The sequence below is a fragment of the Mesorhizobium sp. KACC 23794 genome (assembly GCF_052180275.1).
Taxonomy (GTDB): domain Bacteria; phylum Pseudomonadota; class Alphaproteobacteria; order Rhizobiales; family Rhizobiaceae; genus Kumtagia.
This window is the reverse complement of sequence record NZ_CP197465.1, coordinates 2,747,218-2,772,832: the sequence shown is the minus strand read 5'-3', so window position 1 is coordinate 2,772,832 and position 25,615 is coordinate 2,747,218. Positions and strand designations below refer to the sequence as shown.

The following is a 25,615-nucleotide window of genomic DNA, read 5'->3' as shown; positions in this document are numbered from 1 at the left end:
GTCCCGCTCGGGCGGCTATCGTCCGCCAGCGAGTCTGTGCTCAGAACTTGCTGTTCTCGTCATAGAACTTCACGGCGTTGTCGACCGTGATGATCGGCGACGGCAGCGCGGTATCCTTCTCCGGCGCGCCGCCGGCGACGATTGCCATGGCGCGGTTGAAGCCGGCGCGGCCGATCTGGTCGGAGGAGTTGCGGCCGGTGGCGCCATAATTACTGCCGTCGCGCAAAATCTCCTTCAGCGTGCCCATCTCGCCGTCGACCGAGGCGATGAAGATCTTGTCGGCCTTGCCGGCGTCGCCGATTGCCTTCTGCGCACCCAGGCACATGGAGTCGTTTTCGCAGAACACGGCATTCAAGTCGTCGTTCTTGGAAAGCAGGTCCTCCATCTGCTGGAAGCCGCCGTCGGCGCTCCACTCGCCCCAGCCGGGCGCCACGACGGCCTCGACCTTGGTGCCCTCAAACTTCGACTTCACGCCGTCCGACCGGGCGGAGCCGATCGTGTTGTCGGCGGGCCCGCCGCGGATGATCGCCACCTTGCCGGCTCCGTCCAGGCGCTTGACGATGTAGTCGCCGATGCCCTCGCCGATGGCGCGGTTGTCCGGCCCGACCCAGGCGGTGTAGTCGCCGCCCTTCAGCAGGCGGTCGACCATGACGATCGGCACCTTTGCCTGGTTGATGGCTTCAAGCGCGGCGGGCGCAGCCTCGATCCAGGCGCCGGAGATGATGAACACGTCGACGTCCTGGTTCAGCAGGTCCTCGACGTCCGAGGTCAGCTTGGCGACATCGCCCTTGGCGTCGGTCGACAGCACCTTGACGTTGGAGAAGTGGCTGGCCTCGTCCTTCACGGCGGCGTCCATGCCGACGAAATAGGCGCAGCACAGCGAAAGGTTGACCATGCCGATCTTGATTTCCTCGTCGGCCGCCGCGGCCGGCCAGGCGTTCAGCGCCGTGGCGGCAAGCCCGGCAAGCGCGGTCGCCCTCAATTTTCCGAACAAAGTCATTGTCTTCCTCCCTTTCGACAGGCCGGCATCAGGCCGGCGGTTTTTCAAGCCTTCTTGCGCCTCGCCAGCACCGCCACGAGAATGATCAGCCCCTTCAGAAGCTGCTGGTAATAGGAATCGACATTGAAGAGGTTGAGCACGTTGTCGACGACCGCCAGCGCCAGCACACCGCCGAGCACGCCGACCGTCGTGCCGCCCCCTCCCCCAAGCAACCCGCCGCCGATGACCACCGCGGCGATTGCGTCGAGCTCATAACCGACGCCGACGCTGGGCTGGGCAATGCCGAGCCGCGAGGCGAGCAGCACGCCGGCGATCGCCGCGAACAGGCCGCAGGCGACATAGGCGAAGATCAGGTGTTTTCCGACATCGACGCCAGCCAGCCGCACCGCCTCCTTGTTGACACCCAGCGCGAAGGCGGCGCGACCGGAGACGGTGTGATTCAGGTAGAACCAGACGGCGGGAGCGGCGAGCGCGAAGATGATGAAGTTGACCGGCACCGGCCCGACGAAAGCACCGCCGAGCAGGCTGCGGAACATCTCGTCGGCGGGGTAACGCGGCGTGTCGGCATAGACATAGGTCAACCCGCGCAAGCTGCCCATCGTCGCCAGCGTGACGATGAAGGGCTGGAGGTTGAAGCGCGAGGTCAGCCAGCCATTGAGGAAGCCGACCGCAGCGCCCATCGCCAGCGCCACGGCGATTGCCAGCGAAAAATGCATCTGGTCCTGCAGGCCGGTGGCAAGCAGGCCGGCCAGTGCCAGCACGGAGCCGACCGACAGGTCGATGCCCCCGGTGCGGATCACCATCAGCATGCCGAGGCTGAGAAAACCGTTGGTAACGATCTGGCGCGAGATGTTGACGATGTTGCGCTGCGTCAGGAAGGCGTCCGAGGCGAAGGCCGCGAAGACGACGAGCAACAGGATCGCGCCTGCAAACAAAAGGTCGGCGCGGCTGAAGCGCTGGAGCAATGCCGGGCGTTGGCGCGGAGCGGTGGCTGTCATCTCGGTCAATGCAGACGCTCCGGCCGCGTCCCGGCGACAGCCAATCCGGCGGCATGTGCGAAAACGGTCTCCGGCTCGAATTCATTCGAGACCAGTTCGGCGGCAATGCGGCCATCGCGCACGATCAGCAACCGGTCGGACATGCCGAGTACCTCAGGCATTTCGGACGAGATCATCAGTACCGCGACACCGCTGTCGGCGAGGTTGCGGATCATCTGGTAAATCTCGACCTTCGTCGCGATGTCGACGCCGCGCGTCGGCTCGTCGAAGATGAACAACTCGATGTTTTCGACCAGCAGCCATTTCGCCAGCACCACCTTCTGCTGGTTGCCGCCGGAAAGCTGGCGCACCGGCTGGGACGGGTCGGCGAGGCGGATCGACAATTCGCGAATTTTCGTCTCGACCAGTTGCCGGCGCCTGGCGCCGTCGATGACGCCGCGCGGCGCATAACGCGAAAAGCTTGCCAGCCCGGCATTGTCGATGACGCTGGCGTCGAGCGCCAGTCCGTCGCCCTTTCGGTCCTCGGTGAGCATGGCGACCCGGCCGCGCACCGCTTGCGCCGGCGTCGTAAAATCCGCCGCGGCTCCGTTCATCCGAACCGCGCCGCTATCGGCCGGCGTGGCACCAAAAATCGCCTTGGCAATCTCGGTACGGCCGCTGCCGACCAGGCCGAACATGCCGACGATCTCGCCGGCTCGAACGGTGAAGCTGACGTCCTCGAAGATATCGCCAAGCGTAAGCCGCTCGACCTCCAGCACCGGCCTGCCGGCGCGTCCGCTCTTCTCGGGGAAGATCGCGTCGAGCGGCCGGCCGACCATGGCGTGGATAAGCCGTTGCTCGTCGAGTTCACCGATCGGCCCGGACAGGACGCTTCGTCCGTCCTTCAACACCACGATCTCGTCGGCGATGGCGTAGATCTCTTCCAGACGATGCGAGATGTAGAGCACCGTCGTGCCGGACCTCGCCAGGCCGCGCACCTTGTCGAACAGTTTTTCCGCCTCGGACGCCGACAGCACCGCCGTCGGCTCGTCGAGGATGAGAATCTTCGGCTCGGCCACCAACGCCTTGGCGATCTCGACGATCTGCTGGCGGGCGACGCTGAGCGAACTGACCAGCGCGGCCGGGGCAATCTCCGGAAAACCGAAATCGGCAAGCACGCGCGCCGCGATGCGGTTGGCTTCCGGCCAGTCGACGACGAAGGACAGGCGGCGCGTCGGCATGCGCCCGAGCAGCATGTTTTCGGCGACGGAGAGATGCGGCAGCAGACTGAGTTCCTGATAGACAGTGCGGATGCCGAGCGCCATCGCATCGGACGGGCCGGCGATACGCGCGGGCTGGCCGTCGAGCAGAATCTGCCCGCTGTCGGGCAACGTCGCGCCGGAGAGCATCTTCATCAGCGTCGACTTGCCCGCGCCGTTCTCGCCGCACAGCGCCAGCACGCGGCCCGGCGCGACCGCGAAGGAGATGTCGCGCACGGCAGGATTGCCGTCGTAGCTCTTGGCGATGCTGCTGACCGCGAGATGGGGCATCAGACCGCCGCCCCGAACACTTCGTGCAGCAGCAAGGTCTTTTCCTTGCTCATCTCGTGCAATGTGTCGTGAATGCCTTCGCGGCCATTGCCGCTGCCCTTGTTGCCGCCGAAGGGCAGCGTCTCGACCCGTATCGCCGTCGTGTGGTTGACGACCACTGTGCCGACATCGAGCGTCTCGTAGGCGCGCATCACCTTGCGCAGATCATGCGTGAAGATCGCCGCCTGCAGGCCGAACGGACTGTCGTTGGCGAGCGCCAGCGCCTCGTCGAAACGGTCGTAGGGGATCAGCGGCAGGACAGGCCCGAACGTCTCGTCGGCGAAGGCCGGGGTGCCGGGCGTCACGCCGGTCAGGATCGTCGGCTCGAAGAAATTGTCATGGCGCTTGCCGCCGGTCACGAGCCTCGCACCATCGGCGACCGCTTGCCGCACCTGCGCCTCGACCCGCTCGGCGCCGCGCCCGTTGATCAGCGGCCCGACATCGGTCGATGGATCGAGCGGATCGCCGACGCGCAGCTTCACCGTCCGCGCAGCGACAGCATCGAGCAGTTTTTGATAGATCGGCCGTTCGACCAGGACGCGCTTCACCGCGCAGCAGATCTGCCCGTTGCCGGAGGTGAAGCGCCCGGCGATGAGCGCATCAGCCGTCGCCTCGATGTCGGCGTCACCGCAGACGATCGTCGCATCATTGCCGCCGAGTTCGAGATGCACCTTCTTCAGGGTCTGCGCGGCGACCTCAAGGATGCGCTTGCCGGCTGCCGTCGAGCCGGTCATGGCGATCATGTCGACGCCCTCGGCTCGCACCAGCGCCTCGCCGACGTCGCGCCCGCCGGTCAGCACCTGATGCGCGCCGCGCGGCAGGCCGGCTTCCTCCAGGTAGCGGGCAATCTCGATGACCGCCATCGGGCAATCTTCCGGCGTCTTGGTGATGACCGCATTGCCGGCCGCAAGCCCGCCCGCGACCTTGTGGCTCCAGAGTTCCACCGGGTAATTGAACGGCACGATCGCCGCGATGACGCCCAGTGGATAGCGCGAGGTGATCGCCAGCGACTTCTCGCGGCCTGGGATCGAATGCAGCGGAACCGAGCGGCCGAACATCCGCTTCGCTTCCTCCGCATAGCCGCGGAAGATGCGCGCCGCGACCCCGACCTCGCTCGTCGTCTCGCCGATGCGCTTGCCGTTCTCGCGGCAGAGCAGACGGCCCAGTTCCGTCTGGTTCTCTTCGATGCGTCGCGCCACGGTTTCGAGGATTTCGTAGCGCTTATGCGCCGGCATGGCGGCCATAGCATGCTTGCCATGCTGGGCGGCCGCCACAGCGCGAGCGACATCCGTGCCGGTGGCGCGCGGAACGGTGGCGATCTCTTCATTCGTCGCCGGGTTGAGGATCGCATCGAAGGCGCCATCCGAAGCGCCGGTCCAGCCACCGTCGATCAGCATATCCATCAGATCCCCCGCACGACCCGGACAGTCGACAAGCGCCTGCTCCTCGAATTACGACTATATGAACCAATCCAGATCATTTGCAACCGCTTATCCCCTCAGCAAACCACCTGCCCGTGGGAATAGCGAATCCATCGCTGCCATTCGTCACAAACACGCGCAAGGCCGGCAAGGCCAACGACCAACCACGTTCACCCAATTCTGCTCACCGGCAACCACCCTTCGGCAATTCCTTGCGCTTCAAGATCGCATTGCGGCAACAGCGGCGCCGTTGGAGGCGGCTCCCCGCCGTGTCGCCCCCATAAGCCCCCCTCATTGATACGGGACGCCGCGGCCCACCTCTCTGTCACGGGTATTTCAGAAATAGAATTCAGTCAACGATATTTGATCTTGTTTATTATTTTTCGTAAAAGTATACGAATATTGATCAGAATGGACTCGTCCGCATGACCGAGACTCTCGACTCGAACATCAGCGCCACCGCTCTCAAGGCGCTCGCCGTTCTGGATTTCGTCGGCGAGCAGCGGCGGCCGGTGACCGTCAACGAGGTCGCAGCCGGCGTCGGCGCGGACCGCGCCACCGCCTACCGCATGCTGATGACGCTGGTTCAGTCCGGCTACGTACTGAAGGAGGCCGACGCCAAGCACTACCGCATCAGCCTGAAGGTGCTGTCGCTGGCCCGCAATCTGGTCAGCGAGGACGAGCGCGCCCGCCATATCCTCACCAGCCTGCGCCAGATTTCCGAGGAGACTGGCGAGACGGTGCATTACTCGGCGCTGGAGCGGGATGCCGCCGTGCTGGTGTTCCGCGCCAAGGGCAGCCAGCGCGTCACCGTTGACTTCCAGATCGGCGACCGCTCGCCGCTGCCCTGCACCTCGATCGGCAAGGTGCTGCTCGCCTTCCAGGATATGCGCGCGACCGAAGCGATCCTGGCCCGCGGCCTGCCAAAGGTCGCGCCGAAAACCATCACCGATGTCGAGACGATGCGGCAGGAACTCGCCCGCGTCCGGGCGCAGGGTTTTGCCTATGACGATCTGGAATTCGCCGACGACATGCGCTGCGTGGCCGTGCCGGTATTCGAGAACGGCGGCGAGGTCCCCGGCGGCATTGCGATCTCCGGGCCGGCAAGCCGCTTCGACCTGGAAAAGCTCGACGTATTGCGGCAAGTGGCGATGCGCCACGCGTCGGCGCTCTCGCGGACGCTCGGCGGGTTGCTCTGACATACCCGGCCGCCGGCGGTCAGGCGGTTAAAAAAGCGGAACTCCGCCTTGTCGATGCTCTACGGCACTCTTAAATGATGAGTGTCATCAAAAATTCGACGCGCCGCCAATGCACCTTCACTGCCTTTGGTCCCAAGCATCTTCTGTCGGCTCAGGCAGCGTTGTCCCGGGCGCCGCCTGCCGGCAAAAGCCTGTCGGCGCTGGCATGCAGGCTGGCGAGTATTTCCTCGGACAATTCCGGCGCAGCCTTGCTGGCGCGGGCGAGCGTCAGGCCGCCGACCAGCGCCGCCACCAGCAGGATCGCGCGTTCGCGCGCCGCCCCGCCCTCGCCGCCCAGTGCCGCCGTCATCGCGTCGATATAGCGGCCGATATCCGCGGCGAAATGCTCCCGCACCAGGTCCTCGCGCTGCGGCACCGCGGCTCCCAGCGCCGCCATGGCGCAGCCGCTCCCCGGATTGTCGCGGTGAACGGTGCTGAGGTAGCGGCCGACCATCGCGGCCACCGAGGCGGGATCGGTCAGTTCGGCAACCTTGTCGGCGAAAGCGCTGTCGCAGCATTCGGCTTCCAGCGCGTCCTTGGACGCAAAATGCCCGTAGAAGCCGCCATGCGTCAGGCCGGCCTCGCCGCAGATTTCCGCGACGCTGACACGGTCGAAACCTTTTTCGCGGAACAGTTTTGCGCCGGCCTCGATGATTGCCGAGCGGTTTTCCGCGGCCTTTTCCCTGCTGACGCGCATGTTGGTTCCTTCGGATATCGAGCGGGCCACTCATCAGGCAGCCGCCGCGACAAACATAAGAAGGCCGCATCGTTTCACAAGCGTGGCCTCGGCGCGGGCCTGCCGCGCGATTTCGGAAGACCGTCCCGGCGGCATTCGCCGATTTTCCCATCTCCACTGCCGCACGATGTCCGCGCGGTGCAACCCAGAGCAAGACAGGAGCAGATGAAATGACGGCAACCAAGGGAACGGCGCTGGTCACCGGCGCATCGACGGGCATCGGGGCGGTTTACGCCGACCGCCTTGCCAGGCGCGGCCACGACCTCGTGCTGGTCGCCCGGGACGTGGCCAGATTGGAGCAACTGGCGGCTCGACTGCGCAAGGACACCGGCGTGACCATAGAAGTCCTGCCCGCCGACCTCAACTCACCCGCCGATCGCGCCAAGGTCGAGGAGCGACTGAAGCGCGACGACATCGCCGTCTTCGTCAACAATGCCGGCATGGCCGTGACCGGCCCAACCATCAACGCCGATATCGAAAAGCTCGATACGATGATCGAACTCAACGTCGTGGCAGCCGCCCGGCTGGTCCGCGTCGCGGCCGCAACCTTCGCGCGCAAGCGCGCCGGCACGCTGATCAATCTCGCCTCGATCGCCGGCATCACCAACGACCGGCCGGCCGTCGGCGTCTACTACAACGCCACCAAGGCTTTCATTCTGTCGCTGAGCGAAGGCATCGAGACCGAACTTGCGCCGCTCGGCGTGCGCGTCCAGGCCGTCCTGCCCGGCGTCACCCGCACGGAAATCTGGGAGCGTGGCGGCGTCGACGTGAACCAGCTTCCCGCCGAGATGATCATGAGTGTCGACGACATGGTCGACGCAGCCCTTGCCGGGCTTGACGCGGGCGAAAGCATCAGCATCGTCTCCCTGCCAGACCATGCCGACTGGGACGCCTTCAAGGCGGCGCGCACCGCGATGTATCCCAATCTGTCTCGCAGCAAGCCGGCCCCGCGCTACAGGATAGGGACAGTGAAAGCCGCCTGACCCTATGCTTTCCGCCCGGCGGCCGCCTCAGGCAACGGCGGCCGCCTTGGCGCGAAGCAGCATGCCGAACAGGTCGCGCGGCTCGTCCGGATCGGCCAAAAGGTCGAGTTCCTCATAAAGCCCGGTGTCGCGCAGCTTGTCGCGGACATAGCGCAGCGCCGAGAAATCCTCGATGGCGAAGCCGACCGAATCGAACAACGTGATCTGGCCGGCGGACTTGCGGCCCTCGATCCCGCCCGAAATCACCTGCCACAGTTCGTTGACCGGATAGTCGGCGGGAAGCTGCTGGATCTCGCCTTCGATGCGGGTCTGCGGCGGGAACTCGACGAAAATGTCGGAGCGCAGCAGGATGTCGCGGTGCAGTTCGGTCTTGCCCGGGCAGTCGCCGCCGACCGCGTTGATATGGACGCCCGGCCCGACCATGTTGTCGGTCAGGATGGTCGCTGACAACTTGTCGGCGGTGACCGTGGTGATGATCTCGGCGCCCTCGACTGCCTCCTGGCTGGTGGCACAGACGGCGATGTCAAAACCCATTCCGGCCAGGTTTTTCGCGCACTTGCGCGAGGCGCTTGAATCGATGTCGTAGAGCCGCAGCCGGTCTATGCCAAGCAGGGCCTTGAACGCGATCGCCTGGAATTCCGACTGGGCGCCATTGCCGATGATCGCCATGGTACGCGCACCTTCTGGCGCCAGATACTTTGCAGCCACGGCCGACATCGCGGCGGTGCGCAGCGCCGTCAGGATCGTCATCTCGGTGAGCAGCATCGGATAGCCGTTGCCGACATCGGCAAGCACGCCGAAGGCTGTCACCGTCTGCAAGCCTTCGCGCATGTTCTTCGGATGGCCGTTGACGTATTTGAATCCATAGAGCTTTCCGTCGCTGGTCGGCATCAGCTCGATCACCCCGTCATGGCTGTGCGAAGCCACCCGCGGCGTCTTGTCGAACAGTTCCCAGCGGCGAAAATCAGCCTCGATGTAACCGGCAAGCTCTGTCAGGAACGTCTCGACCCCGACGGCAAGCACCAGCTTCATCATATGGTCGACGCTGACAAAGGGCACGATGTTGAGTTTCGGCTGCATGGTCAGAAGCTCCTCGTCGGGCGGTCCATGATGCGTCGGCCCATAAGACTGGCGGTGAGGTCGACCATCAGGGTGGCGGTTCGTCCGCGTTCATCGAGAAAGGGGTTGAGCTCGACGAGGTCGAGGCTGGAGACGAGGCCGCTGTCCGACAGCATCTCCATGACCAGATGCGCTTCACGGAATGTGGCGCCGCCGGGAACGGTGGTGCCAACCGCCGGCGCGATCGACGGGTCGAGGAAATCGACGTCGAGGCTGACATGCAGCAGCCCGTTTTCTGCCTCCACCCGCGCCAGGAAAGCGTGCAGCAGTTTTGGAATGCCGTGCTCATCGACAGCGCGCATGTCATGGACGGTGACGCCGGCGGCCATCAGCGCCCGGCGCTCGGCCGGATCGACGCTGCGCAAGCCCAATGTGCAGACCCGCGACGGATCGATTTTCGCTGTCAGATCAGGGAAATAGCCGGAAAAGCCCGGCTGGCCGCTGGCATAGGCGAGCGGCACGCCATGCAGATTGCCGCTGGTCGTGGTGTCGAGCGTATGGAAATCCGGATGGGCGTCGAGCCAAAGCACGAACAGCGGACGCCCCTGCTCGGCGGCGCGGCGGGCCACACCCGACAGCGTGCCGGCGGAGATCGAATGGTCGCCACCCAGGAAGATCGGCATGGCGCCGGCGCTTGCGACGTAGGCTGTCTCGGTGATGGCAGAGGTCCAGGCGGAAATCTCCGGCAGCGCCTTCAGCGCGAGGTTTCCGTGGACGATACGTCGGGCAGCCAGCGGCTGCACCGCGCCGAGATCCTCGACCTCATGGCCGAGGTCGCGCAGCGCCGACACCAGCCCCGCGGTGCGTAGCGCGCTCGGCCCCATCTCGCAGCCCATGCGGCCGGCGCCGTCCTGGACGGGCGCACCAACGATCCTGCACAACATCGAAAACCCCTGAAATTCGCGGATTGGAGAATGCCTGGATTCAAACAGAGCCACCCGACGAAACGAATAGAGAAAATTGGCAAATAACGAGAAATGGCTTATCGTTCTGATCAATCAGGCAACCGAATTGGAAAGCCATGGACAACCTCGACGAAAAGCTGGTGACCTTGCTGCGCCACGACGGACGCCGCAGCATCTCCGACCTGGCGATCGACCTCGGCGTTTCGCGGGCCACGGCACGCGCCCGCATGGAGCGGCTGGAAAAGTCCGGCGACATCATCGGCTATACGGTGATCCTGCGCGCCGACGCAGTCGACCAGCGCATCCGCGGCATCATGATGGTTGAGATCGAGGGCCACGCCGCCGACCGGGTGATCCGTGCGCTGGGCGGGTTTTCGGAAGTCTCGACGGTCCACACAACCAACGGCCGCTGGGACCTGGTGGTCGAGATCGGCGCCACCTCGCTCACCGACCTGGACGCCGTGCTGCGGCGCATCCGCCTCATTCCGGGCATCACCGGATCGGAAACCAGCCTGCTGCTCGCCACGCCGAGGACGACGCGGGCGCGGCTCTGAGCCTGCCCAATCCATGGGCACGTTGCCGCATCGCGACAATCCGGTTTCTCGCGGCCGGAAAACCGTGGTAAGCAAAGCGCATCTCGGAGACGCGGCAGCGATGCCTAAGATACTGAAAGGATGGAGCAAAGGGCTCGCGCTGGTCGCGGCCGCGCTGTTCCTCGTCCAATCGCTGTCGGGCGGTTTCGCGGTGGCGGCGGGCAACATTCCTCTCGATGCCTTCGGCAACCCGCTCTGCATCACCAGTTCGGACCACGGCACACCGGCCGACCGCAGCGACCACGGCAAGATGCCGGGCTGCTGCATGCTCGGCTGCACCGCCGCCGCAATGGTTGTCGGCGCGCCGCCGACGGGCACTTCGCTTGCCGTCGCGTTCCAGACAGGCATTGCCGCCCGCAGGCCGATGGGCCGGACGATCGTCGTCCAGGCCGACGACCACCCGCCGGGCAGCCCGCGCGCACCGCCTGCGATAGGCTGATCTGCACCAGCGGCGGCCCTGCGCCACAGCTTCCAACTTCTTGATATTGAACAGAATTTCCGCGGCCTTTCAGGCGCGGTCAGAACCAATGGAACACCCCCATGCAGATTTTTCCACGCGCCACGGCGCACACGATCGCCCATTCTCGCTCCCGCGGCATCGAAGAGGGGCTCGGCGTCCTCGCTTTCGCGCTGATGCTGCTTTTCGCTCTTTCCCGGCCGCTCTGGGCGCATGAGTTCAAGCTCGGCGACCTCGAGATCGGCCATCCCTGGTCGCGCGAGATTCCGGAGGGCGCGAAAGTCGCCGCCGGCTATTTGGTAATCAAGAACCACGGGACGTCGCCGGATCGTCTGGTTTCGATCACCTCTTCCATCGCCGGCAAGGCGGAAGTCCATGAAATGGCTGTGAATTCCGAAGGCGTGATGACCATGCGGCCGATCGGGGACGGCATCGAAATCCCCGCCGGCGGCGAGGTCGCGCTGAAGCCCGGCGCCTTCCACATCATGTTCATGGACCTGAAGCAAATGCCGAAGGCCGGTGTGAAATTTCCGGGAACGCTGACCTTCGAGAAGGCCGGCACAGTCGATGTCGAGTTCGCGGTCGAGCCAAAGGCCGGCGAGGTCGACCACTCGAAGCACCAGGCGACAGGCGGCTGAACCGGGCCGGATTTCCTGCTATGCAGGCGGGCCGCATGATGCGGCCCGCCTGCATCCCGCCGGCGTAAACCGTTGGAATTCCAGCGTCATGCCGTCTTCCTGGTTCGAATGCCGTCCCGTCTCACCCGGCGTCACGCTGATCACCGAGCCGTTCGTGCATCCGTTCTTCCGCGCCAATCTCTACCGGATCGCCGGCCGCGACTTCGACATCCAGCTCGATTTCGGCGTCGGAATCGCCAGTCTTTCCAAAGCCTTGCCGGGAAGCGGCAGGCCTCTCCTGGCGATCGCCACCCATGCCCATGTCGACCATATCGGCAGCTTTCACGAATTCTCCCGCCGCGCCGGACATGCGGCGGAGGCCGAGATCTTCGCCACCATGAAGGACGAGGGAACGCTCGCCTCATGGTTCTCCGGCCAGGCGGACGCATTGGAGCGGCCACCTTCGGCCGGCTGGTCGATGGAAAACTATCGGCTGGCTCCGGCGCCCCTGACCGAACTGCTCGGCGAAGGAGACACCGTCGACACGGGCGACCGGCTGTTCAAAATCCTGCACCTGCCCGGCCATTCGCCGGGATCGATTGCTTTGCTCGACGAAAGGAACGGCGAATTCTTCGCCGGCGACGCGATCTATGACGACGAACTGGTCGACGCGATCCCAGGCGCGGACGTCGCCGTCTATCTCAACACCATGAAAAGACTGGCGGAACTGGACATCGGCGCTGGCCATGGCGGCCATGGGCCGAGCTTCGACAGGGCACGCATGCATACGATCGCGCGGGCCTACATCGAGGCGAAGACGCGATCCCGCTTGCAGCCGCGATAGGCGCGTGAAGTCCGGAAGTTGCAATAGTTTCAAAATGTTATGACGCCAGCCACGCTCAAAGCGCGTGATACGCTTCACGCACCCCCTGTTTTTGGCGGTTTCGCGATGATGATTGCGGCATTCGGGCTTGATGGCGCTCACGTTCGCCTTCACCGCCGGCGCTTTTTTCGGCAGCTCAGGCGACGGGCTTAAGGCTGCCTTTTGGCAAACGAATCCCGGTCACTGCACCGCGAAAAAATCCTCGATCTTTTCCGCCGCGCGTTTTAGCGGCGGCAGGATGGTGCGCTCCATATCTGCCACCGAGAACCGGGCCGACTGGGCCGAGACGTTGATGGCGGCGACCACGACGCCCTGCCGGTCGTGGACCGGCACGGCGAGGGAGCGCAGGCCGAGTTCCAGTTCCTCGTCGACCATGGCAAAACCCTGCTCGGCCGCCTGCCGGACTTTTTGCGCGATCTCGCGGCGGTCTGTGATGGTCTTCGGCGTGTTCGGCTCGATCGTCGCGCCGCCGAGGAAGTCCGCGAGTTGCTCCTGCGTCATGCCGGACATCAAAACCCGGCCCATCGAGGTGCAGTAGGCGGGAAGCCGCGTGCCGACCTGCAGCGACACGCGCATGATGCGGGCGCCGGGGATGCGGGCGACATAGACGACATCGTGGCCGGATAGCACCGCAGCGGAACAGGATTCGTTCATCTCGCTCGCTACCTCGCGCATGAACGGCTCGGCGAAGGACCACAGCGACGTGCCCTCCAGCCAGATCCTCGCCAGCGACAGCAGGCGCGGCGACAGCACGAACAGCCGCCCACTCTGGACGGCATGGCCGGCGGCGACGAGCGTCAGCAACAGGCGGCGCGCCCCGGCGCGGGTCAGGCCGGCACGCTCGGCGGTCTCGGTGAGAGTCAGCCCGGCAGGGTGCGCAGCAAGGATTTCCAGCACGCCGAGGCCTTTTTCCAGCGAGCCGACGAGATCGCGCGAGGAAGGCGCTTCCGGCATTGAACACAGCGTCCCTTGTTGGCGACGGATCGGACGGTTGACAATCTGGCACTTGAGAGAAATAGTATCGCATAAGAAACTTATGTTCGCAATACGAACAATTCTTACATATTGGAGGTGATGACGTGGCAAAGTTCCTGCCGCTCAGCCAGGCGGTTTCGGAGAATCTGAAGAGTGGCGATACCGCCGCCTTCGAGGGGTTCACCCATCTGATCCCGACCGCCGCAGCACACGAGGCGATCCGCCAGGGTTTCAAGGACCTCACCCTGGTGCGGATGACGCCGGACCTGATCTACGACCAGATGATCGGCATGGGCATGGCGAGGAAGGCGGTGTTTTCCTATGCCGGCAATCCCGGCGTCGGCCTGCTGCGCCGGCTGCGCGACGCGGTCGAGAACGGCTTTCCGCACCCGCTGGAGATCGAGGAACATAGCCACGCCGCCATGGCCAACGCCTACGAAGCGGGCGCGGCCGGGCTGCCCTGTGCTATCTTCCGCGGCTATCGCGGCGCCGGGCTGGCCGAGGTCAATCCGAATATCAAATCGGTCATCTGCCCGTTCACCGGCGAAAAGCTGGCAGCCGTACCGGCGGTGCGCCCGGACGTGACCTTCATCCATGCGCAAAAAGCCGACCGCAAGGGCAACGTGCTGGTGGAAGGCATCGTCGGCATTCAGAAGGAAGCCGTGCTGGCGGCGAAACGAGCCGTGGTCACGGTCGAGGAGGTCGTCGACAGTTTCGACGACCTGCACCCGAACCTCTGCGTGCTGCCGTCTTGGACGGTCCATGCCATATCGGTCGTGCCGGGCGGATCGCACCCCTCCTACACGCAGGGCTATTACGACCGCGACAATGCCGCCTATCTGGAATGGGACGAGATCGCGGCTGACCGGGATCGTTTCCGCGAGTGGATGCAGAAGAACGTGATCGAGAAGAGCGCCGACGATTTCGCCGGCCGCGTCGCACATCTGAGGAAAGCGGCATGAGCGAGGGAAGTCCGAGGACAGTTCTACAGAATTCGTCCCGCGATCCGAATTGGGTTCAAGAAATTGGCGGCGGAAACGGTGTAAGTGCCGGGGATAGTTTACTTTCTTTCCGCAGAAGGGCCGAAGCGCGTCAAGGCTGGCGCAGGCGGAAAAAGTAAACTGTCCCCTGCGTTTCTCCTTCAAGCGTCGTGAATCATACCCGGATTTCTGGAGCCCCAGATGAGCGCTCAAAACTTCACCCCCAACGAGATGATGACGATTGCCGCCTCGCGGGCGCTGACCAGTGACGACGTGTGCTTCGTCGGCATCGGCGCGCCGTCGGCCGCCTGCAACGTGGCGCGGCTGACGCATGCGCCGGATATCACGCTGATCTACGAGAGCGGCACGATCGGCACGGCGCCCGACGTGCTGCCGCTGTCGATCGGCGACGGCGAACTCTGCGAGACGGCGGTAACCACCGTGCCGGTGCCGGAAATGTTTCGCTACTGGTTGCAGGGCGGGCGCGTCACCATCGGTTTCCTCGGCGCTGCGCAACTCGACAAGTTCGGCAACATCAACACGACGGTGATCGGCGACTACGCCCATCCGAAGACACGTCTGCCCGGCGGCGGCGGCGCGCCGGAGATCGCCACCTCTTCGCAGCAGGTCTACATCACCATGGCGCAGACCAGGCGCGGCATGGTCGAGAAGATCGACTTTTTCACATCGTTCGGCCATGGCGAAGGCGGCGACCATCGCAAGCGGCTCGGTATCGACACGGCCGGGCCGACTCTGCTGATCACCGACCTCGCCATCTGGAAGCCGGACCCGGAGACGAAGGAGTTCACGGTGGTGTCGCTGCATCCCGGCGTGACGCGGGAAAAAGTGCAGGAGACCTGCGGCTGGACGGTGAGATTTGCCGAGCAGTTGGAGGAGACTCCTGCCCCGACCGATCTCGAACTGAAGACGCTGCGCGACTTGCAAGCAAGGACGAAAGCGGCGCATGAGGGCACGGCGAAGAAGGAGAAGGCCGCCTGACATGACCGAAGCTTTCATCTGCGACTACATCCGCACCCCGATCGGCCGCTTCGGCGGGCAGCTTTCGTCGGTGCGCCCCGACGACCTCGGCGCGATTCCGCTGAAGACGCTGGTCGAGCGCAACGGCGCGGTCGATTGGGCCGCCGTCGACGACGTGATCTATGGCTGCGCCAACCAGGCGGGCGAGGATAACCGCAATGTGGCGCGCATGGCCCTGCTGCTCGCTGGCCTGCCGAAGGAGGTGTCGGGCACGACAATCAACCGGCTGTGCGGGTCGGGCATGGATGCCGTCATCGCCGCCGCCCGCGCCATCAAGGCCGGAGAGGCCGAGTTGATGATCGCCGGTGGGGTGGAATCGATGAGCCGTGCGCCCTTCGTGCTGCCCAAGGCCGACAGCGCCTTTTCGCGCAACGCCGAGATCTACGACACCACCATCGGCTGGCGCTTCATAAACCCGTTGATGAAGAAACAGTACGGCGTCGATTCCATGCCGGAGACCGGCGAGAACGTGGCCGAGGATTTTGCCGTATCGCGCGCCGACCAGGACGCCTTTGCCGTGCGCAGCCAGGACAAGGCGGTGGCCGCACAGGCCAACGGCCGGCTGGCGAAAGAAATCACTCAGGTGACGATCCCGCAGCGCAAGGGCGAACCGGTCATGGTTGCGAAGGACGAACATCCGCGCGCCGGCACGACGGTCGAGACGCTGGCGAAACTGCCGACGCCATTCCGGCAGGGCGGCACGGTGACGGCCGGCAATGCGTCCGGCGTCAATGACGGCGCGGCCGCGCTGATCATCGCCTCCGAGGCGGCGGCGAGGAAATATGGCCTGACACCGATCGCCCGCATCCTTGGCGGGGCGACGGCGGGCGTGCCGCCGCGCATCATGGGCATCGGCCCGGCGCCGGCGACGAAGAAGCTGTGCGCGAGGCTCGGCCTTTCGCCGAAGGATTTCGGCGTCGTCGAACTGAACGAAGCCTTTGCCTCCCAAGGCATCGCCGTGCTCCGCGAACTCGGGATCGCCGAGGACGCGGAGCACGTCAACCCGAATGGCGGAGCGATCGCGCTCGGTCATCCGCTTGGAATGTCGGGGGCCAGGATCACCGGCACGGCGGCGCTGGAACTGCGCGAGCGCGGAGCGAAACTGGCGCTGGCGACCATGTGCATCGGGGTGGGCCAGGGAATCGCGGTGGCGCTGGAGCGGGTGTAGGCGCGGATGGCGTGTTGGGAAACCTTGCGCCGTCTCGCCCGGCTGGAGCACCCCTCATCCGACCTCGCTTCGCGAGGCCACCTTCTCCCACAAGGGGAGAAGGTGGAGCGATGCCGCCACGCTTGTGCCAATCGTCAGCCTTGGAGATTTGCGAAGGCGTCTGCGCGAAACTCCACCTTCTCCCCTTGTGGGAGAAGGTGGCCTCGCGAAGCGAGGTCGGATGAGGGGTGTTCCAGCTTGGTGGAGACGGCAGACCGCGCGTGCCTGAACTATTCTAGGACTACCGCAATCTGCTTTTGAGGTGCGCCAGAATGTTGACCAGCCGTCCCAACGGATCGCGCACGTAAAAACGCCGGACACCCCACGGCTCCTCCGTCGGGCCGTATTCAATCGCAATCCCGTTCGCCCGCACGCGCTCCATCGCCGCGTCGAGATCGTCGACCTCGATCGAGATGTCCGGCACCGGCGTGCCTGACCCGCCTTGCGACATCACGCTGATCTGCACGGTCATCTCCTGGTTCGAGCCGTAGGTGGGGATCCAGCCCATATCAATCAGCATGTCGAGGCCGAGCACATCGCCGTAGAAACGTTTCGCGGCGGCCACGTCATCGGTGGCGATGTTGGTGACGATGCGTTTGACCTGCATGGGTGGCTCCAGGAGACGTTGCAATGCAATGGGGTGCGTCCTTCGAGGCTCGCCCACCGGACGTTTACAATCCTATAGCCAAGGCCGTGCAGGCTCGCACCTCAGGATGAGGACTGTTGGGCTTGCAACGCCAATCGCCAAAGCTGGATGCATAGTTTCGAAGACTGGCTGATCACCCGGCCTCAACGCGCTGGAAACCAGTACTTCAATGTCCATACCAGATCGACATGGAAGGTTAGCGTTGCAGGCACGGCAGTCCTGATCCTGAGGCGCGAGCCCGCAACGCTCCGAAAAAATAGAGCGAAATCGTCAGCGGGCGAGCCTCGAAGGACCCGCCAGCACGAAATCGTATTCCACCTCCCAAAACCAGCCGTCGAAGCCGAATTCCTTCGCCCTCGCCGGATCGTCGACGCGCTTGAATTCCGCGAGCAGGCTTTCCTTCACGCCGAACACTGCATCGGAGTTGATATACGGATCGTCGGGATCGAAGATGTGGGTGACGAGCGGGTCGAAACCCTCCGCCTTGATGATGAAGTGGAGGTGCGCCGGACGATAGGGATGGCGGCCGAGCGCCCCTAGCAGTTGCCCGACCGGGCCGTCGTCGGGGATCGGGTAGAATTTCGGCTTGACCGCGCGGAACCAGTAGCGGCCGTCTTCGCCGGTGCGGAACACGCCGCGCAGATTGAAGTCGGGCTGGATGCCCTTCTGCTGCACGTCGTAAAACCCTTCATCGTTGGCTTGCCAGACGTCGAGCACCGCGCCGGCGATCGGCTTTCCCGACGTGTCGAGGATGCGGCCGGAGATCGCCATGTCCTCGCCCTTGGCGTCGAGGCAGATGTTGGCGCCCATCGGCAGTTCCGGCGCGTCGGCGACGTGGAACGGGCCGAGGACGGTGGATTCGGAAGCGCCCGAGGGTTTTCGGTTGTTGATCGCGTCGACCAGCATCGAGACGCCGGTCACGTCGGAAAGCAGGATGAACTCCTGCCGCCAGTCGTTGCACATGTGGCCGGTGCTGGTGAGGAACTGGATCGCCTGCATCCATTCATCCTGCGTCGGCTCGATCTCCTTCATCGCCTCATGCAGCTTTCGGGTGATGACCTCCATCACCTGTTTCAGCCGCTCACTCTTGGCGTTGGCGTTGCGGCCGGTGACGACCTCGACCGAGTTCTGCTCGGTGAAGAAACCCTTTTCATGCGCGTCCATGATCGTTCCTCATAGAGCCAGGATGAATTTAAGCACCCGCCGCAGTTCCGCCACAGGATCGCCAGCGATCGTCTCGCGCCGCCAGCACACATGCTGGTCCGGCCGCACCAGCACGATGCCGCTGTCGCGCACCTCGCGGGCGCGGGCCCAGTCGCCGGTAAAATCCTGCCAATGCTGGCGCGGGCCGATGATGTGGGCGGCGATGTCGAGGCCGAGTTCCCGGCCGACGATTTTTGCCGCCTCGACCCAGCCCTGCCCGCCGATGCCGGTCAGGATCGAGAAGCGGCCATGGCCGGCGAGGTCGAGCGTCGAAACCTTGCCGCCATGATTGTCGAACACCCAGACGTGCGGCAGGCGCGCGCCGGGCCAGGTCGTCGGGTGGTAATGCAGTTCCGCGTCCTTGTCGAAGGCCGGTTCCGGCTGCCCGTCGGTGAGAACCGCGTCCGATCTGTAGCGCTGGTTCATCTCGACGCCATGCGCATCGAATTCGTAGACCTTGAAGGCGACGGTCTCGCGGATATTTCTCCGCTGCTCCTCGGCCTCGGGCGTGTCGTCGCAGCGCGCGTCCATATTCTGCTGCATCTTCACCGGGTCGATGGAATCGAGCAGGCCGAGCGCCTTGAAGATCGGGCCGAACTCCTCGATCGACTGGTTGGCGCGGGTCACGATCTGTTTTGCGATCGGCGCGCGTTCGGTATTGAAACTGTCGAGAAGTTTCGACCCCGCGCTGCCCTTGAGGACATAGGCGAGCTTCCAGGCGAGATTAAAAGCGTCCTGGATCGAGGTGTTGGAGCCCAGCCCGTTGGACGGCGGATGGCGGTGGGTTGCGTCGCCCATGCAGAAGACCCGGCCGTTGGACATGGTGGTCGCGTACATGTTGTTGACGGTCCAGGTCGAAACCGACTGGATGTCGACCTCAAGTTCGGGATCGCCGACGAGGTCACGCGCCACCTTGGTGGCGAAGGCGGTGTCGACCTTCGGCTCGGGACCGTTGATGTCGTAGCCCCAGACGATCAGCCATTCGTTCCACGGGCGGATCATGCGCACCAGGCCCATGCCGATGCCGCCGACATCCGCGCCGGGCTGCACCACCCAGTAGAGCACCGACGGGCGATGCGCCACGTAGCGCGACAGGTCGGCCTTGAACAAAATATTCATCGAGCCGCCGACGCCCATCTTGCCTTCGAAGGTCAGCCCCGCATGTTCGGCGACTTTCGAATTTCCGCCGTCGCAGCCGACCAGATATTTCGAGCGGACGGTGAACTCCTTGCAGGTCAGGCGGTCGTAGCAAATGGTGGTGACGCCGTCGGCATCCTGCGTGTGGGAGACATACTCCGTCGACATGCGCGCCTGGGTGCCGCGCGAGCAGGCGGTCTTGAAAAGCAGAGGTTCCATGAAGGTTTGCGGCAGGTCGTTCATGTGACTCGGCGAGGACAAATAGTGCTCGGCACGCGACAGCGGATGTTTTCCCCAACTCCGCATTCGCCCGATCTCCTCGCCCGCCAACGACGTGCAGAAGATGTTCTCGCCCATCAAATCCTGCTCAGTGGCGAACATGTAGGCCTCGTCCTCGACCTCGCGGCCGAGGTCGCGCAGCACCTCCATGGTGCGCTGGTTGGTGATGTGGGCGCGCGGCGTGTTGGCGAGCCAGCGGTAGCGGTTGATCACCATGTTCTCGACGCCATAGGTGGCGAGCAGCGCGGCGGTGGCCGAGCCGGCCGGGCCGGTGCCGATGATGAGGACGTCGGTGGAAATGTCAGCCATGCGGCGCTCCCTTGGTCGTTGAGGCAAGCCCGCCGCGCAAGATGCGGCGGACGGGGAAGAACTGGATGCCGGTGCGCTCGGTGAATTGGCCCCACAGGCCGCGCGGCGCGAACAGCATCACCGCGATGCCGATAAGGCCGAGCACCAGCAGATACCAGGAGCCGTAATCGGCGAGCATGTTCTGCAGCAGCAGGAACACGATGACGCCGATGATCGGCCCCTCGACCGTGCCGATGCCGCCGATGACGACGATGAAGATGACGTAGGCCGTCCAGTCGATCACCGAGAAGGCGGCGTCCGGCGAGATGCGCGCCTTCTGCACATAGATCAGCGCGCCGGTGAGCCCGGTGATGAAGGCGGCCGAGAAATAGACGTAGGTTTTCACGCGGCGCGCGTCGACGCCTACGGAGCGCGCCGCCTCCTGGTTGTCGCGCACGGCGGCCAGCGCCAGTCCCTGGCGCGAGCGCAGCAGGCGATAGACGAAGCCGATCGTCGCGACCGCAAGCACAAGCGCCAGCCAGTAGCAGACGACATCGGCAGCTTGCGCGGGGCGCATACCCAACAGGTCGCCGACCGCGCCGACCCCAAGCATGTCGCGCGTCGTGCCGGATGGGAGCGACGTCCCGGTGCCGCCGCCCAGCGCCTTCCACTGCGCCAGAAGCAGCCGCACGACCTCGGCGATGACCCAGGTGCCGATGGCGAAATACGCGCCTTGCAGACGGAAGGCGAAGAAGCCGGTGGGAATGGCGAGCAATGCCGCTGCAATGCCGGCGAGCAGGATAGACACCAGCGGATCGAGGCCGAGCAGGATGACGCAGCCGAACATCGCATAGGCGCCGAAGCCGACGAAGGCCTGCTGGCCGACGGAGACCAGCCCGGCATAACCGGCGAGCAGGTTCCAGCTCTGGGCGAGCGTCAGCATGGTGAGGATGAAGAACAGGTCCTGCAGCAGCCCGCGCGATAAGAACAGCGGAGCAAGGATGGCTAGGAGGACGACGATGGCGGCAGCAATGGCAAAGCCGCGCGACGCGCGGGTGCGCGTTTCAACGGTCCAGGGGTAGTGCGAAGCGTCCATTACCCGCCGCCCATGCTTGCGCTGGCGATGGAACGAATGCGCTCCTTCGCACTTGGACGGCTGCGCTCCGTCGCACCCCCCTCTGTCCTGCCGGACATCTCCCCCTCAAGGGGGGAGATTGGCCGTCGCAACCGCTTTCGCCAATTGCCTACGCCGCAAGAGAGACGGCAGGATCGAAGCTGCCAATCTCCCCCCTTGAGGGGGAGATGTCCGGCAGGAAAGAGGGGGGTGGGAAGGAATGCTGACATCGCCATCCTTCAATCCACCGCCCTAGGAAACAGCCCGCGCGGCCGGACCAGCAGCACCAGCAGGAACGCGATGTGCCCGGCCAGAATCTGCCATTCCGGGTTGACCGCCGCGCCAAGCGTCTGCGCCACGCCGATGATAACGCCGCCCGCCAGCGTCCCCCAAAGCGATCCCAGCCCGCCGATGATCACCGCCTCGAAGGCGTAGATCAACCTGGCCGGACCGATGGTCGGGTCGAAATTGGCGCGCGTGCCGAGACAGAGGGCGGCAATCGTCACCACCACCATGGCAATGCCGGTGGCGGTGGCGAAGATGCGGTCGGGCTTGATGCCCATCAGGCCGGCGGTGACCACGTCGTCGGAGGTGGCGCGGAAGGCCCGGCCAAGCGACGTGCGGTAGAAGAGCTGGTTCAGCCCGACGATGACGAGAACCCCCGACAGAAAAGTCAGCAGCGGCATGACGCCGACATTGATCGGCCCAAGGTTCAGCGACGCGGTTTCCAGAGCGCCAAGTGAAATGCGCCGGCTATCGGCGGAAAAGCCTTCGAGCAGCGCGTTCTGGATGACAATGGAAAGGCCGAAGGTGACGAGCAGCGGCGGCAGGATGTCCGGCCCGAGCGTGCGGTTGAAAAGCTGAGATTGCAGCAGCCAGCCGATGCCGAACATGATGGGCATGGCGACGAGTGCAGCAACGAACGGGTTGAGGCCGAGCGCGCTGACCAGCAGCAGGATGAGAAAGGCGGCGAGCACGATCAGGTCGCCGTGTGCGAGGTTGACGAGGCGCATGATGCCGAAGACGAGGCTGAGACCCGCCGCGAACAGCGCGTAGAGCCCGCCGAGCAGGATGCCCTGGACGATGGTGTCGAGCCAGCTCATGGGCGGGGCTCGCGGTTGGCGGCGGGGTGCTTAGCATCCCCCTCTGTCCTGCCGGACATCTCCCCCTCAAGGGGGGAGATTGGCAGTTTCATCGCCACCGCTCTTCCTGCAACGTTGGCGATGGGCGAAACCAAAACGGCCGGCCAATCTCCCCCCTTGAGGGGGAGATGTCCGACAGGACAGAGGGGGGTGCGAAGAGTTGCTACCATCATCCCCGCACCCCAAAATACGCCGCGTGAATGTCCTCGCGCGTCAGGGCGGCTGGCGTGCCGGTCAGCGTCACCCTGCCCTCCATCATGCAATAGACGCGATCCGCGACCTTCAGCGCCTGCGAAATGTCCTGCTCGACGACGATGACCGACGCACCCGCCACGCGGATTGCCGGGAAGGCGGCGTAGATGTCGCGGATGACGACCGGCGCCAGCCCGAGGCTGATCTCGTCGCACAGAAGCACGCGCGGGTTGGACATCAGCGCCCGGCCGATCGCCACCATCTGCTGCTGGCCGCCCGACAGCGCCGTGGCGGGGCTGTTGCGCCGCTCCTTCAGGATCGGGAACAGGCCGTAGACTCTGTCCAGCGACCACGGCCCGTCGACCGCCCGGCCATATTTGCCGATCAGCAAATTCTCCTCGACCGACAGCGACGGGAACAGTTTTCGTCCCTCCGGCACCATGGCGATGCCACGCGCCACCACGTCGGGTGCGGTGAGCGCACCGATCGGCTCGCCGCCCAACATGATCTGCTCGGGGGCGTTCTTCAGCACGCCGGAGATCGAGCGCATCAGCGTCGTCTTGCCGGCGCCATTAGCCCCGATGATGGCAACCGTCTGACCGGCTTCAAGCGCGATGTCGACGCCGAACAGAGCCTGAAAGTCGCCGTAACGGGCCGTCAGCCCGTGGGTTTCGAGCAGTGCCATCACACCTCGATCCCGAGATAGATTTCACGCACCGCGCGCGAGGCCATGATATCGTCTGGTTTTCCGACGCCGATCACCTTGCCGAAATTCAGCACCAGCAGCCTACCGACCACGGCGTTCAGTGCGTGCAGCACATGCTCGATCCAGATGATCGAGGTGCCGCGCGCATGCACGGCGCGAATGGTCTCGACCAGCGCGTGGCACTCGCCCTCGGTCAGGCCGCCGGCAATCTCGTCGAGCAGCAGCACTTTCGGGTCGGTCGCCAGGGCACGCGCCAGTTCCAGCCGCTTGCGCTGCAAAAGGCCGAGGCTGCCGGCGGTCTGGTTGGCGCGGTCGAACAGCCCGGTCTCAACCAGGATGCCGGCGCAACGGTCTGTGACTTCGGCCTCGCGCTTACGTGACCCGAAGGCGGCGGCGACCAGCAGGTTCTCGAACACCGTCAGTTTCTCGAAGGGCTGCGGGATCTGGAAAGTGCGGCCGATGCCGGCGAGGCAGCGCTGCATCGGCGGCACGCGGGTGACATCCGCGCCATTGAAATCGATCCGGCCGGCGTCGGCGGAAACATTGCCGGTGATCAGGTTGAACAGCGTCGATTTCCCCGCACCGTTCGGTCCGATGATGCCCAGCGCCTCACCCCCAGAAAGGTCGAACGAAACCGCGTCGGCGACTTTAAGGGCGCCGAAGGATTTCGAGACGGATTTGAGGGACAGGATGGGCATGGCGTTCCTGACGGTTGCGGCCTCCCCTCCCCCTTGAGGGGAGGGTGCCGAGCGAAGCGAGGCGGGTGGGGTCGGTGCGGCAGTGCTCCGACGCAAAGCGACGTTGGAGTCTGGCCGCGAGGACCCCACCCGGCCCTTCGGGCCACCCTCCCCTCAAGGGGGAGGGTAAGGGCAGCCCTTACGAAATCGCCTCCATCTTGCCGCCGGTCGGGATCTCCGGAGCCGTCTTGTTGTCGGTAATGACGAGGTCATAGCCGCCGCCGTCCTTCAGCCGCCATTGGCCGCCGACCAGCGGCGTCTTGCAAATGTTCTTGGCGGCGAAGGGCGGCACGTTGGCGCCGTTCCACTCGATATGGCCGACGATGGTGTCGAGTTTTGTCGCGGCGATCGCGGCAGTCACAGCCTCGGCATCGCTTGGATCGTCGACGCGCTTGACCACGTCGATCGCCACCTCGAAAAGCGCATGGATGAAGCCGATCGGCTGCGTCCATGGCCGCTTCGTGGCCTCGGTGAAGCCGGCCGCGAGCTCGGCGCAGGAGACGCCCGTCAGCGACGACTTGAACGGATGCGTCGGCGACCACCAGACTTCCGACGACAGGTTGTTGCCCTGGTTGCCGAGCGCCTCGACCGCCTGCGGGAACAGGATCGCCTTGCCGATTGACGCCACTTTGGGCGTAAAGCCCTGCTGCTTGGCCTGGTTCCAGAAGGTGGTGAAGTCCGGCGGGATCATCACGCCGGTGATGATCTCGACGCCGCCCGACTTGAAGGCGTTGATCTGCGCCGAAAAGTCGTCGGTGAGGTTCTGGTAGCGACCGGGATCGTTGAGCGTAAAGCCTTTTTCCGCCAGCACCGGCGGGAAGCCGACCGTTTTGTCGCCCCACGCGTTGCCGTCGCCGTCATTGGGAAACAGCCCGCCAACCTTTTTGTTGGTTTCGACCTGCGCCCACATGTTGGTGAAGACAGCGATGACATCTTCCAGCCCCCAGAAGAAGTGGTAGGCGAAGTCGAACGGCTTCCAGGTCGAGGGATCGCCGGGGTTGCCTTGCTGGCCGATGAACCAGGGCTGCCATGGCGCCTTGGTCGAGATGCAGGGCATGCCCTCCGCCTCGCAGGTGGTGGCGACGGGGTTTGTCGTCTCCGGCGTCGAGGCGACGAGCATGAGGTTGATCTCGTCGTCGACGATCAGCTGCTTGGCGACTTCGGCGGCGCGGTTCGGGTTGGACTGGCTGTCCTTGACGATCACCTCGATGTCGAGGCCGAGCGATTTCGTGACGGCCTTCAGCCCTTCAATGGTGAAGGCGTCGGCCTCGGCGAAGGCGGCAAGCGGCCCGGTCTGTGGGCTGACATAGCCGAGTTTCACCGCCTTGTTCTGGGCGATGGCCGGCATCGCCAGGCCCGACGCGCCGGCGACAAGGCCGGTCGCCGCGGCGCTCTTCAGCAGGGTACGTCTGGTCAGTCCACGTGTAACAAGTCTCGTCATCGTCTCTCCTCC

The 25,615-nt window shown here is 64.7% G+C and carries 25 protein-coding genes; 9 read left to right on the top strand and 16 right to left on the bottom strand.

Annotation, left to right across the window (positions count from 1 at the left end; genetic code table 11):
- Positions 1-40: 40 nt before the first annotated feature.
- The 4 genes from ACSBOB_RS13650 to ACSBOB_RS13635 are packed head-to-tail and all read right to left on the bottom strand — an operon-like array spanning position 41 to position 4,969.
- Positions 41-1,000 (bottom strand): substrate-binding domain-containing protein, encoded by a 960-nt coding sequence (locus tag ACSBOB_RS13650; RefSeq protein WP_442582929.1) that lies wholly within the window; start codon positions 998-1,000, stop codon positions 41-43.
- A 44-nt stretch (positions 1,001-1,044) separates the two neighbouring features.
- The gene (locus ACSBOB_RS13645) at positions 1,045-1,998 is read right to left on the bottom strand and encodes an ABC transporter permease (protein WP_442583726.1); all 954 of its coding nucleotides are present in this window, start codon (positions 1,996-1,998) and stop codon (positions 1,045-1,047) included.
- Between the two features lie 5 nt (positions 1,999-2,003).
- On the bottom strand, positions 2,004-3,527 hold the full coding sequence (locus ACSBOB_RS13640) for a sugar ABC transporter ATP-binding protein (RefSeq protein ID WP_442582928.1): 1,524 nt from the start codon (positions 3,525-3,527) through the stop codon (positions 2,004-2,006).
- Entirely contained in the window at positions 3,527-4,969 is a 1,443-nt protein-coding gene (locus tag ACSBOB_RS13635; protein WP_442582927.1) for an aldehyde dehydrogenase family protein, read from the bottom strand. The genes ACSBOB_RS13640 and ACSBOB_RS13635 overlap by 1 nt, the downstream gene beginning before the upstream one ends.
- Positions 4,970-5,412: 443 nt before the next feature.
- Here ACSBOB_RS13635 and ACSBOB_RS13630 point away from each other — a divergent pair, with 443 nt between their 5' ends.
- Complete coding sequence (locus tag ACSBOB_RS13630) at positions 5,413-6,186, top strand: IclR family transcriptional regulator (RefSeq protein ID WP_442582926.1); 774 nt, start codon at positions 5,413-5,415, stop codon at positions 6,184-6,186.
- 151 nt (positions 6,187-6,337) lie between these two features.
- Here ACSBOB_RS13630 and ACSBOB_RS13625 read toward each other — a convergent pair whose 3' ends face one another.
- Entirely contained in the window at positions 6,338-6,922 is a 585-nt protein-coding gene (locus ACSBOB_RS13625; protein WP_442582925.1) for a TetR/AcrR family transcriptional regulator, read from the bottom strand.
- Between the two features lie 209 nt (positions 6,923-7,131).
- Here ACSBOB_RS13625 and ACSBOB_RS13620 point away from each other — a divergent pair, with 209 nt between their 5' ends.
- On the top strand, positions 7,132-7,944 hold the full coding sequence (locus tag ACSBOB_RS13620) for an SDR family NAD(P)-dependent oxidoreductase (protein ID WP_442582924.1): 813 nt from the start codon (positions 7,132-7,134) through the stop codon (positions 7,942-7,944).
- Between the two features lie 27 nt (positions 7,945-7,971).
- On the opposite strand, the gene ACSBOB_RS13615 is transcribed toward ACSBOB_RS13620, so the two are convergent.
- Both ACSBOB_RS13615 and rocF read right to left on the bottom strand, forming a co-directional pair.
- A complete protein-coding gene (locus tag ACSBOB_RS13615) occupies positions 7,972-9,024 on the bottom strand; it encodes an ornithine cyclodeaminase (protein WP_442582923.1) in 1,053 nt (350 codons plus the stop codon).
- Positions 9,025-9,026: 2 nt separating this feature from the next.
- Positions 9,027-9,947, bottom strand: a complete 921-nt coding sequence (gene rocF / locus ACSBOB_RS13610; RefSeq protein ID WP_442582922.1) for an arginase — start codon at positions 9,945-9,947, stop codon at positions 9,027-9,029.
- Between the two features lie 137 nt (positions 9,948-10,084).
- Between rocF and ACSBOB_RS13605 the strand changes: the two genes are divergently transcribed.
- From ACSBOB_RS13605 to ACSBOB_RS13590, 4 genes are all read left to right on the top strand, one after another.
- Positions 10,085-10,522: an Lrp/AsnC family transcriptional regulator gene (locus ACSBOB_RS13605; protein ID WP_442582921.1), complete on the top strand. Its 438-nt coding sequence runs from the start codon at positions 10,085-10,087 to the stop codon at positions 10,520-10,522.
- Positions 10,523-10,622: 100 nt separating this feature from the next.
- On the top strand, positions 10,623-11,000 hold the full coding sequence (locus tag ACSBOB_RS13600) for a hypothetical protein (protein WP_442582920.1): 378 nt from the start codon (positions 10,623-10,625) through the stop codon (positions 10,998-11,000).
- A gap of 101 nt (positions 11,001-11,101) precedes the next feature.
- Positions 11,102-11,656 carry a copper chaperone PCu(A)C gene (locus ACSBOB_RS13595; RefSeq protein ID WP_442582919.1) on the top strand — a complete coding sequence of 185 codons (555 nt, stop codon included), beginning with the start codon at positions 11,102-11,104 and terminating at the stop codon, positions 11,654-11,656.
- A gap of 88 nt (positions 11,657-11,744) precedes the next feature.
- Positions 11,745-12,479, top strand: coding sequence for an MBL fold metallo-hydrolase (locus ACSBOB_RS13590; RefSeq protein ID WP_442582918.1), 735 nt, complete (start codon positions 11,745-11,747; stop codon positions 12,477-12,479).
- Between the two features lie 219 nt (positions 12,480-12,698).
- Here the strand turns inward: ACSBOB_RS13590 and ACSBOB_RS13585 are convergent, their stop codons facing one another.
- Complete coding sequence (locus ACSBOB_RS13585; protein ID WP_442582917.1) at positions 12,699-13,472, bottom strand: IclR family transcriptional regulator domain-containing protein; 774 nt, start codon at positions 13,470-13,472, stop codon at positions 12,699-12,701.
- Between the two features lie 125 nt (positions 13,473-13,597).
- Here ACSBOB_RS13585 and ACSBOB_RS13580 point away from each other — a divergent pair, with 125 nt between their 5' ends.
- The 3 genes from ACSBOB_RS13580 (at position 13,598) to pcaF (ending at position 16,679) form a co-directional block, all read left to right on the top strand.
- Positions 13,598-14,455 carry a CoA transferase subunit A gene (locus ACSBOB_RS13580; protein ID WP_442582916.1) on the top strand — a complete coding sequence of 286 codons (858 nt, stop codon included), beginning with the start codon at positions 13,598-13,600 and terminating at the stop codon, positions 14,453-14,455.
- A 219-nt stretch (positions 14,456-14,674) separates the two neighbouring features.
- On the top strand, positions 14,675-15,472 hold the full coding sequence (locus ACSBOB_RS13575) for a CoA-transferase subunit beta (RefSeq protein WP_442582915.1): 798 nt from the start codon (positions 14,675-14,677) through the stop codon (positions 15,470-15,472).
- 1 nt (position 15,473) lies between these two features.
- Entirely contained in the window at positions 15,474-16,679 is a 1,206-nt protein-coding gene (gene pcaF / locus ACSBOB_RS13570; protein WP_442582914.1) for a 3-oxoadipyl-CoA thiolase, read from the top strand.
- A 280-nt stretch (positions 16,680-16,959) separates the two neighbouring features.
- On the opposite strand, the gene ACSBOB_RS13565 is transcribed toward pcaF, so the two are convergent.
- From ACSBOB_RS13565 to ACSBOB_RS13530, 8 genes are all read right to left on the bottom strand, one after another.
- Positions 16,960-17,325, bottom strand: a complete 366-nt coding sequence (locus tag ACSBOB_RS13565) for a VOC family protein (protein ID WP_442582913.1) — start codon at positions 17,323-17,325, stop codon at positions 16,960-16,962.
- Positions 17,326-17,634: 309 nt separating this feature from the next.
- A complete protein-coding gene (locus ACSBOB_RS13560; protein WP_442582912.1) occupies positions 17,635-18,528 on the bottom strand; it encodes an intradiol ring-cleavage dioxygenase in 894 nt (297 codons plus the stop codon).
- A 9-nt stretch (positions 18,529-18,537) separates the two neighbouring features.
- Positions 18,538-20,292, bottom strand: a complete 1,755-nt coding sequence (locus ACSBOB_RS13555) for an FAD-dependent oxidoreductase (protein ID WP_442582911.1) — start codon at positions 20,290-20,292, stop codon at positions 18,538-18,540.
- Positions 20,285-21,367, bottom strand: a complete 1,083-nt coding sequence (locus tag ACSBOB_RS13550) for a branched-chain amino acid ABC transporter permease (protein WP_442582910.1) — start codon at positions 21,365-21,367, stop codon at positions 20,285-20,287. The genes ACSBOB_RS13555 and ACSBOB_RS13550 overlap by 8 nt, the downstream gene beginning before the upstream one ends.
- A 257-nt stretch (positions 21,368-21,624) precedes the next feature.
- Positions 21,625-22,488 carry a branched-chain amino acid ABC transporter permease gene (locus ACSBOB_RS13545; RefSeq protein WP_442582909.1) on the bottom strand — a complete coding sequence of 288 codons (864 nt, stop codon included), beginning with the start codon at positions 22,486-22,488 and terminating at the stop codon, positions 21,625-21,627.
- A gap of 208 nt (positions 22,489-22,696) precedes the next feature.
- Positions 22,697-23,404 (bottom strand): ABC transporter ATP-binding protein, encoded by a 708-nt coding sequence (locus tag ACSBOB_RS13540; RefSeq protein ID WP_442582908.1) that lies wholly within the window; start codon positions 23,402-23,404, stop codon positions 22,697-22,699.
- On the bottom strand, positions 23,404-24,123 hold the full coding sequence (locus tag ACSBOB_RS13535; protein ID WP_442582907.1) for an ABC transporter ATP-binding protein: 720 nt from the start codon (positions 24,121-24,123) through the stop codon (positions 23,404-23,406). Before ACSBOB_RS13535 ends, ACSBOB_RS13540 begins: the two co-directional genes overlap by 1 nt.
- Before the next feature lie 178 nt (positions 24,124-24,301).
- A complete protein-coding gene (locus ACSBOB_RS13530; RefSeq protein WP_442582906.1) occupies positions 24,302-25,603 on the bottom strand; it encodes an ABC transporter substrate-binding protein in 1,302 nt (433 codons plus the stop codon).
- Between the last annotated feature and the right edge of the window lie 12 nt (positions 25,604-25,615).

Excerpts from the sequence above, each read along its gene's own strand:
- ACSBOB_RS13645 (WP_442583726.1), bottom strand. The coding sequence starts at position 1,998 with ATGACAGCCACCGCTCCGCGCCAACGCCCGGCATTGCTCCAGCGCTTC.
- ACSBOB_RS13625 (WP_442582925.1), bottom strand. The coding sequence starts at position 6,922 with ATGCGCGTCAGCAGGGAAAAGGCCGCGGAAAACCGCTCGGCAATCATC.
- ACSBOB_RS13555 (WP_442582911.1), bottom strand. The coding sequence starts at position 20,292 with ATGGCTGACATTTCCACCGACGTCCTCATCATCGGCACCGGCCCGGCC.
- ACSBOB_RS13545 (WP_442582909.1), bottom strand. The coding sequence starts at position 22,488 with ATGAGCTGGCTCGACACCATCGTCCAGGGCATCCTGCTCGGCGGGCTC.
- ACSBOB_RS13535 (WP_442582907.1), bottom strand. The coding sequence starts at position 24,123 with ATGCCCATCCTGTCCCTCAAATCCGTCTCGAAATCCTTCGGCGCCCTT.
- ACSBOB_RS13630 (WP_442582926.1), top strand. The coding sequence starts at position 5,413 with ATGACCGAGACTCTCGACTCGAACATCAGCGCCACCGCTCTCAAGGCG.
- ACSBOB_RS13550 (WP_442582910.1), bottom strand. The coding sequence starts at position 21,367 with ATGGACGCTTCGCACTACCCCTGGACCGTTGAAACGCGCACCCGCGCG.
- ACSBOB_RS13600 (WP_442582920.1), top strand. The coding sequence starts at position 10,623 with ATGCCTAAGATACTGAAAGGATGGAGCAAAGGGCTCGCGCTGGTCGCG.
- ACSBOB_RS13565 (WP_442582913.1), bottom strand. The coding sequence starts at position 17,325 with ATGCAGGTCAAACGCATCGTCACCAACATCGCCACCGATGACGTGGCC.
- ACSBOB_RS13640 (WP_442582928.1), bottom strand. The coding sequence starts at position 3,527 with ATGCCCCATCTCGCGGTCAGCAGCATCGCCAAGAGCTACGACGGCAAT.
- ACSBOB_RS13540 (WP_442582908.1), bottom strand. The coding sequence starts at position 23,404 with ATGGCACTGCTCGAAACCCACGGGCTGACGGCCCGTTACGGCGACTTT.
- ACSBOB_RS13650 (WP_442582929.1), bottom strand. The coding sequence starts at position 1,000 with ATGACTTTGTTCGGAAAATTGAGGGCGACCGCGCTTGCCGGGCTTGCC.
- ACSBOB_RS13595 (WP_442582919.1), top strand. The coding sequence starts at position 11,102 with ATGCAGATTTTTCCACGCGCCACGGCGCACACGATCGCCCATTCTCGC.
- ACSBOB_RS13585 (WP_442582917.1), bottom strand. The coding sequence starts at position 13,472 with ATGCCGGAAGCGCCTTCCTCGCGCGATCTCGTCGGCTCGCTGGAAAAA.
- ACSBOB_RS13590 (WP_442582918.1), top strand. The coding sequence starts at position 11,745 with ATGCCGTCTTCCTGGTTCGAATGCCGTCCCGTCTCACCCGGCGTCACG.
- rocF (WP_442582922.1), bottom strand. The coding sequence starts at position 9,947 with ATGTTGTGCAGGATCGTTGGTGCGCCCGTCCAGGACGGCGCCGGCCGC.
- pcaF (WP_442582914.1), top strand. The coding sequence starts at position 15,474 with ATGACCGAAGCTTTCATCTGCGACTACATCCGCACCCCGATCGGCCGC.
- ACSBOB_RS13560 (WP_442582912.1), bottom strand. The coding sequence starts at position 18,528 with ATGGACGCGCATGAAAAGGGTTTCTTCACCGAGCAGAACTCGGTCGAG.
- ACSBOB_RS13575 (WP_442582915.1), top strand. The coding sequence starts at position 14,675 with ATGAGCGCTCAAAACTTCACCCCCAACGAGATGATGACGATTGCCGCC.
- ACSBOB_RS13620 (WP_442582924.1), top strand. The coding sequence starts at position 7,132 with ATGACGGCAACCAAGGGAACGGCGCTGGTCACCGGCGCATCGACGGGC.
- ACSBOB_RS13605 (WP_442582921.1), top strand. The coding sequence starts at position 10,085 with ATGGACAACCTCGACGAAAAGCTGGTGACCTTGCTGCGCCACGACGGA.
- ACSBOB_RS13615 (WP_442582923.1), bottom strand. The coding sequence starts at position 9,024 with ATGCAGCCGAAACTCAACATCGTGCCCTTTGTCAGCGTCGACCATATG.
- ACSBOB_RS13530 (WP_442582906.1), bottom strand. The coding sequence starts at position 25,603 with ATGACGAGACTTGTTACACGTGGACTGACCAGACGTACCCTGCTGAAG.
- ACSBOB_RS13635 (WP_442582927.1), bottom strand. The coding sequence starts at position 4,969 with ATGGATATGCTGATCGACGGTGGCTGGACCGGCGCTTCGGATGGCGCC.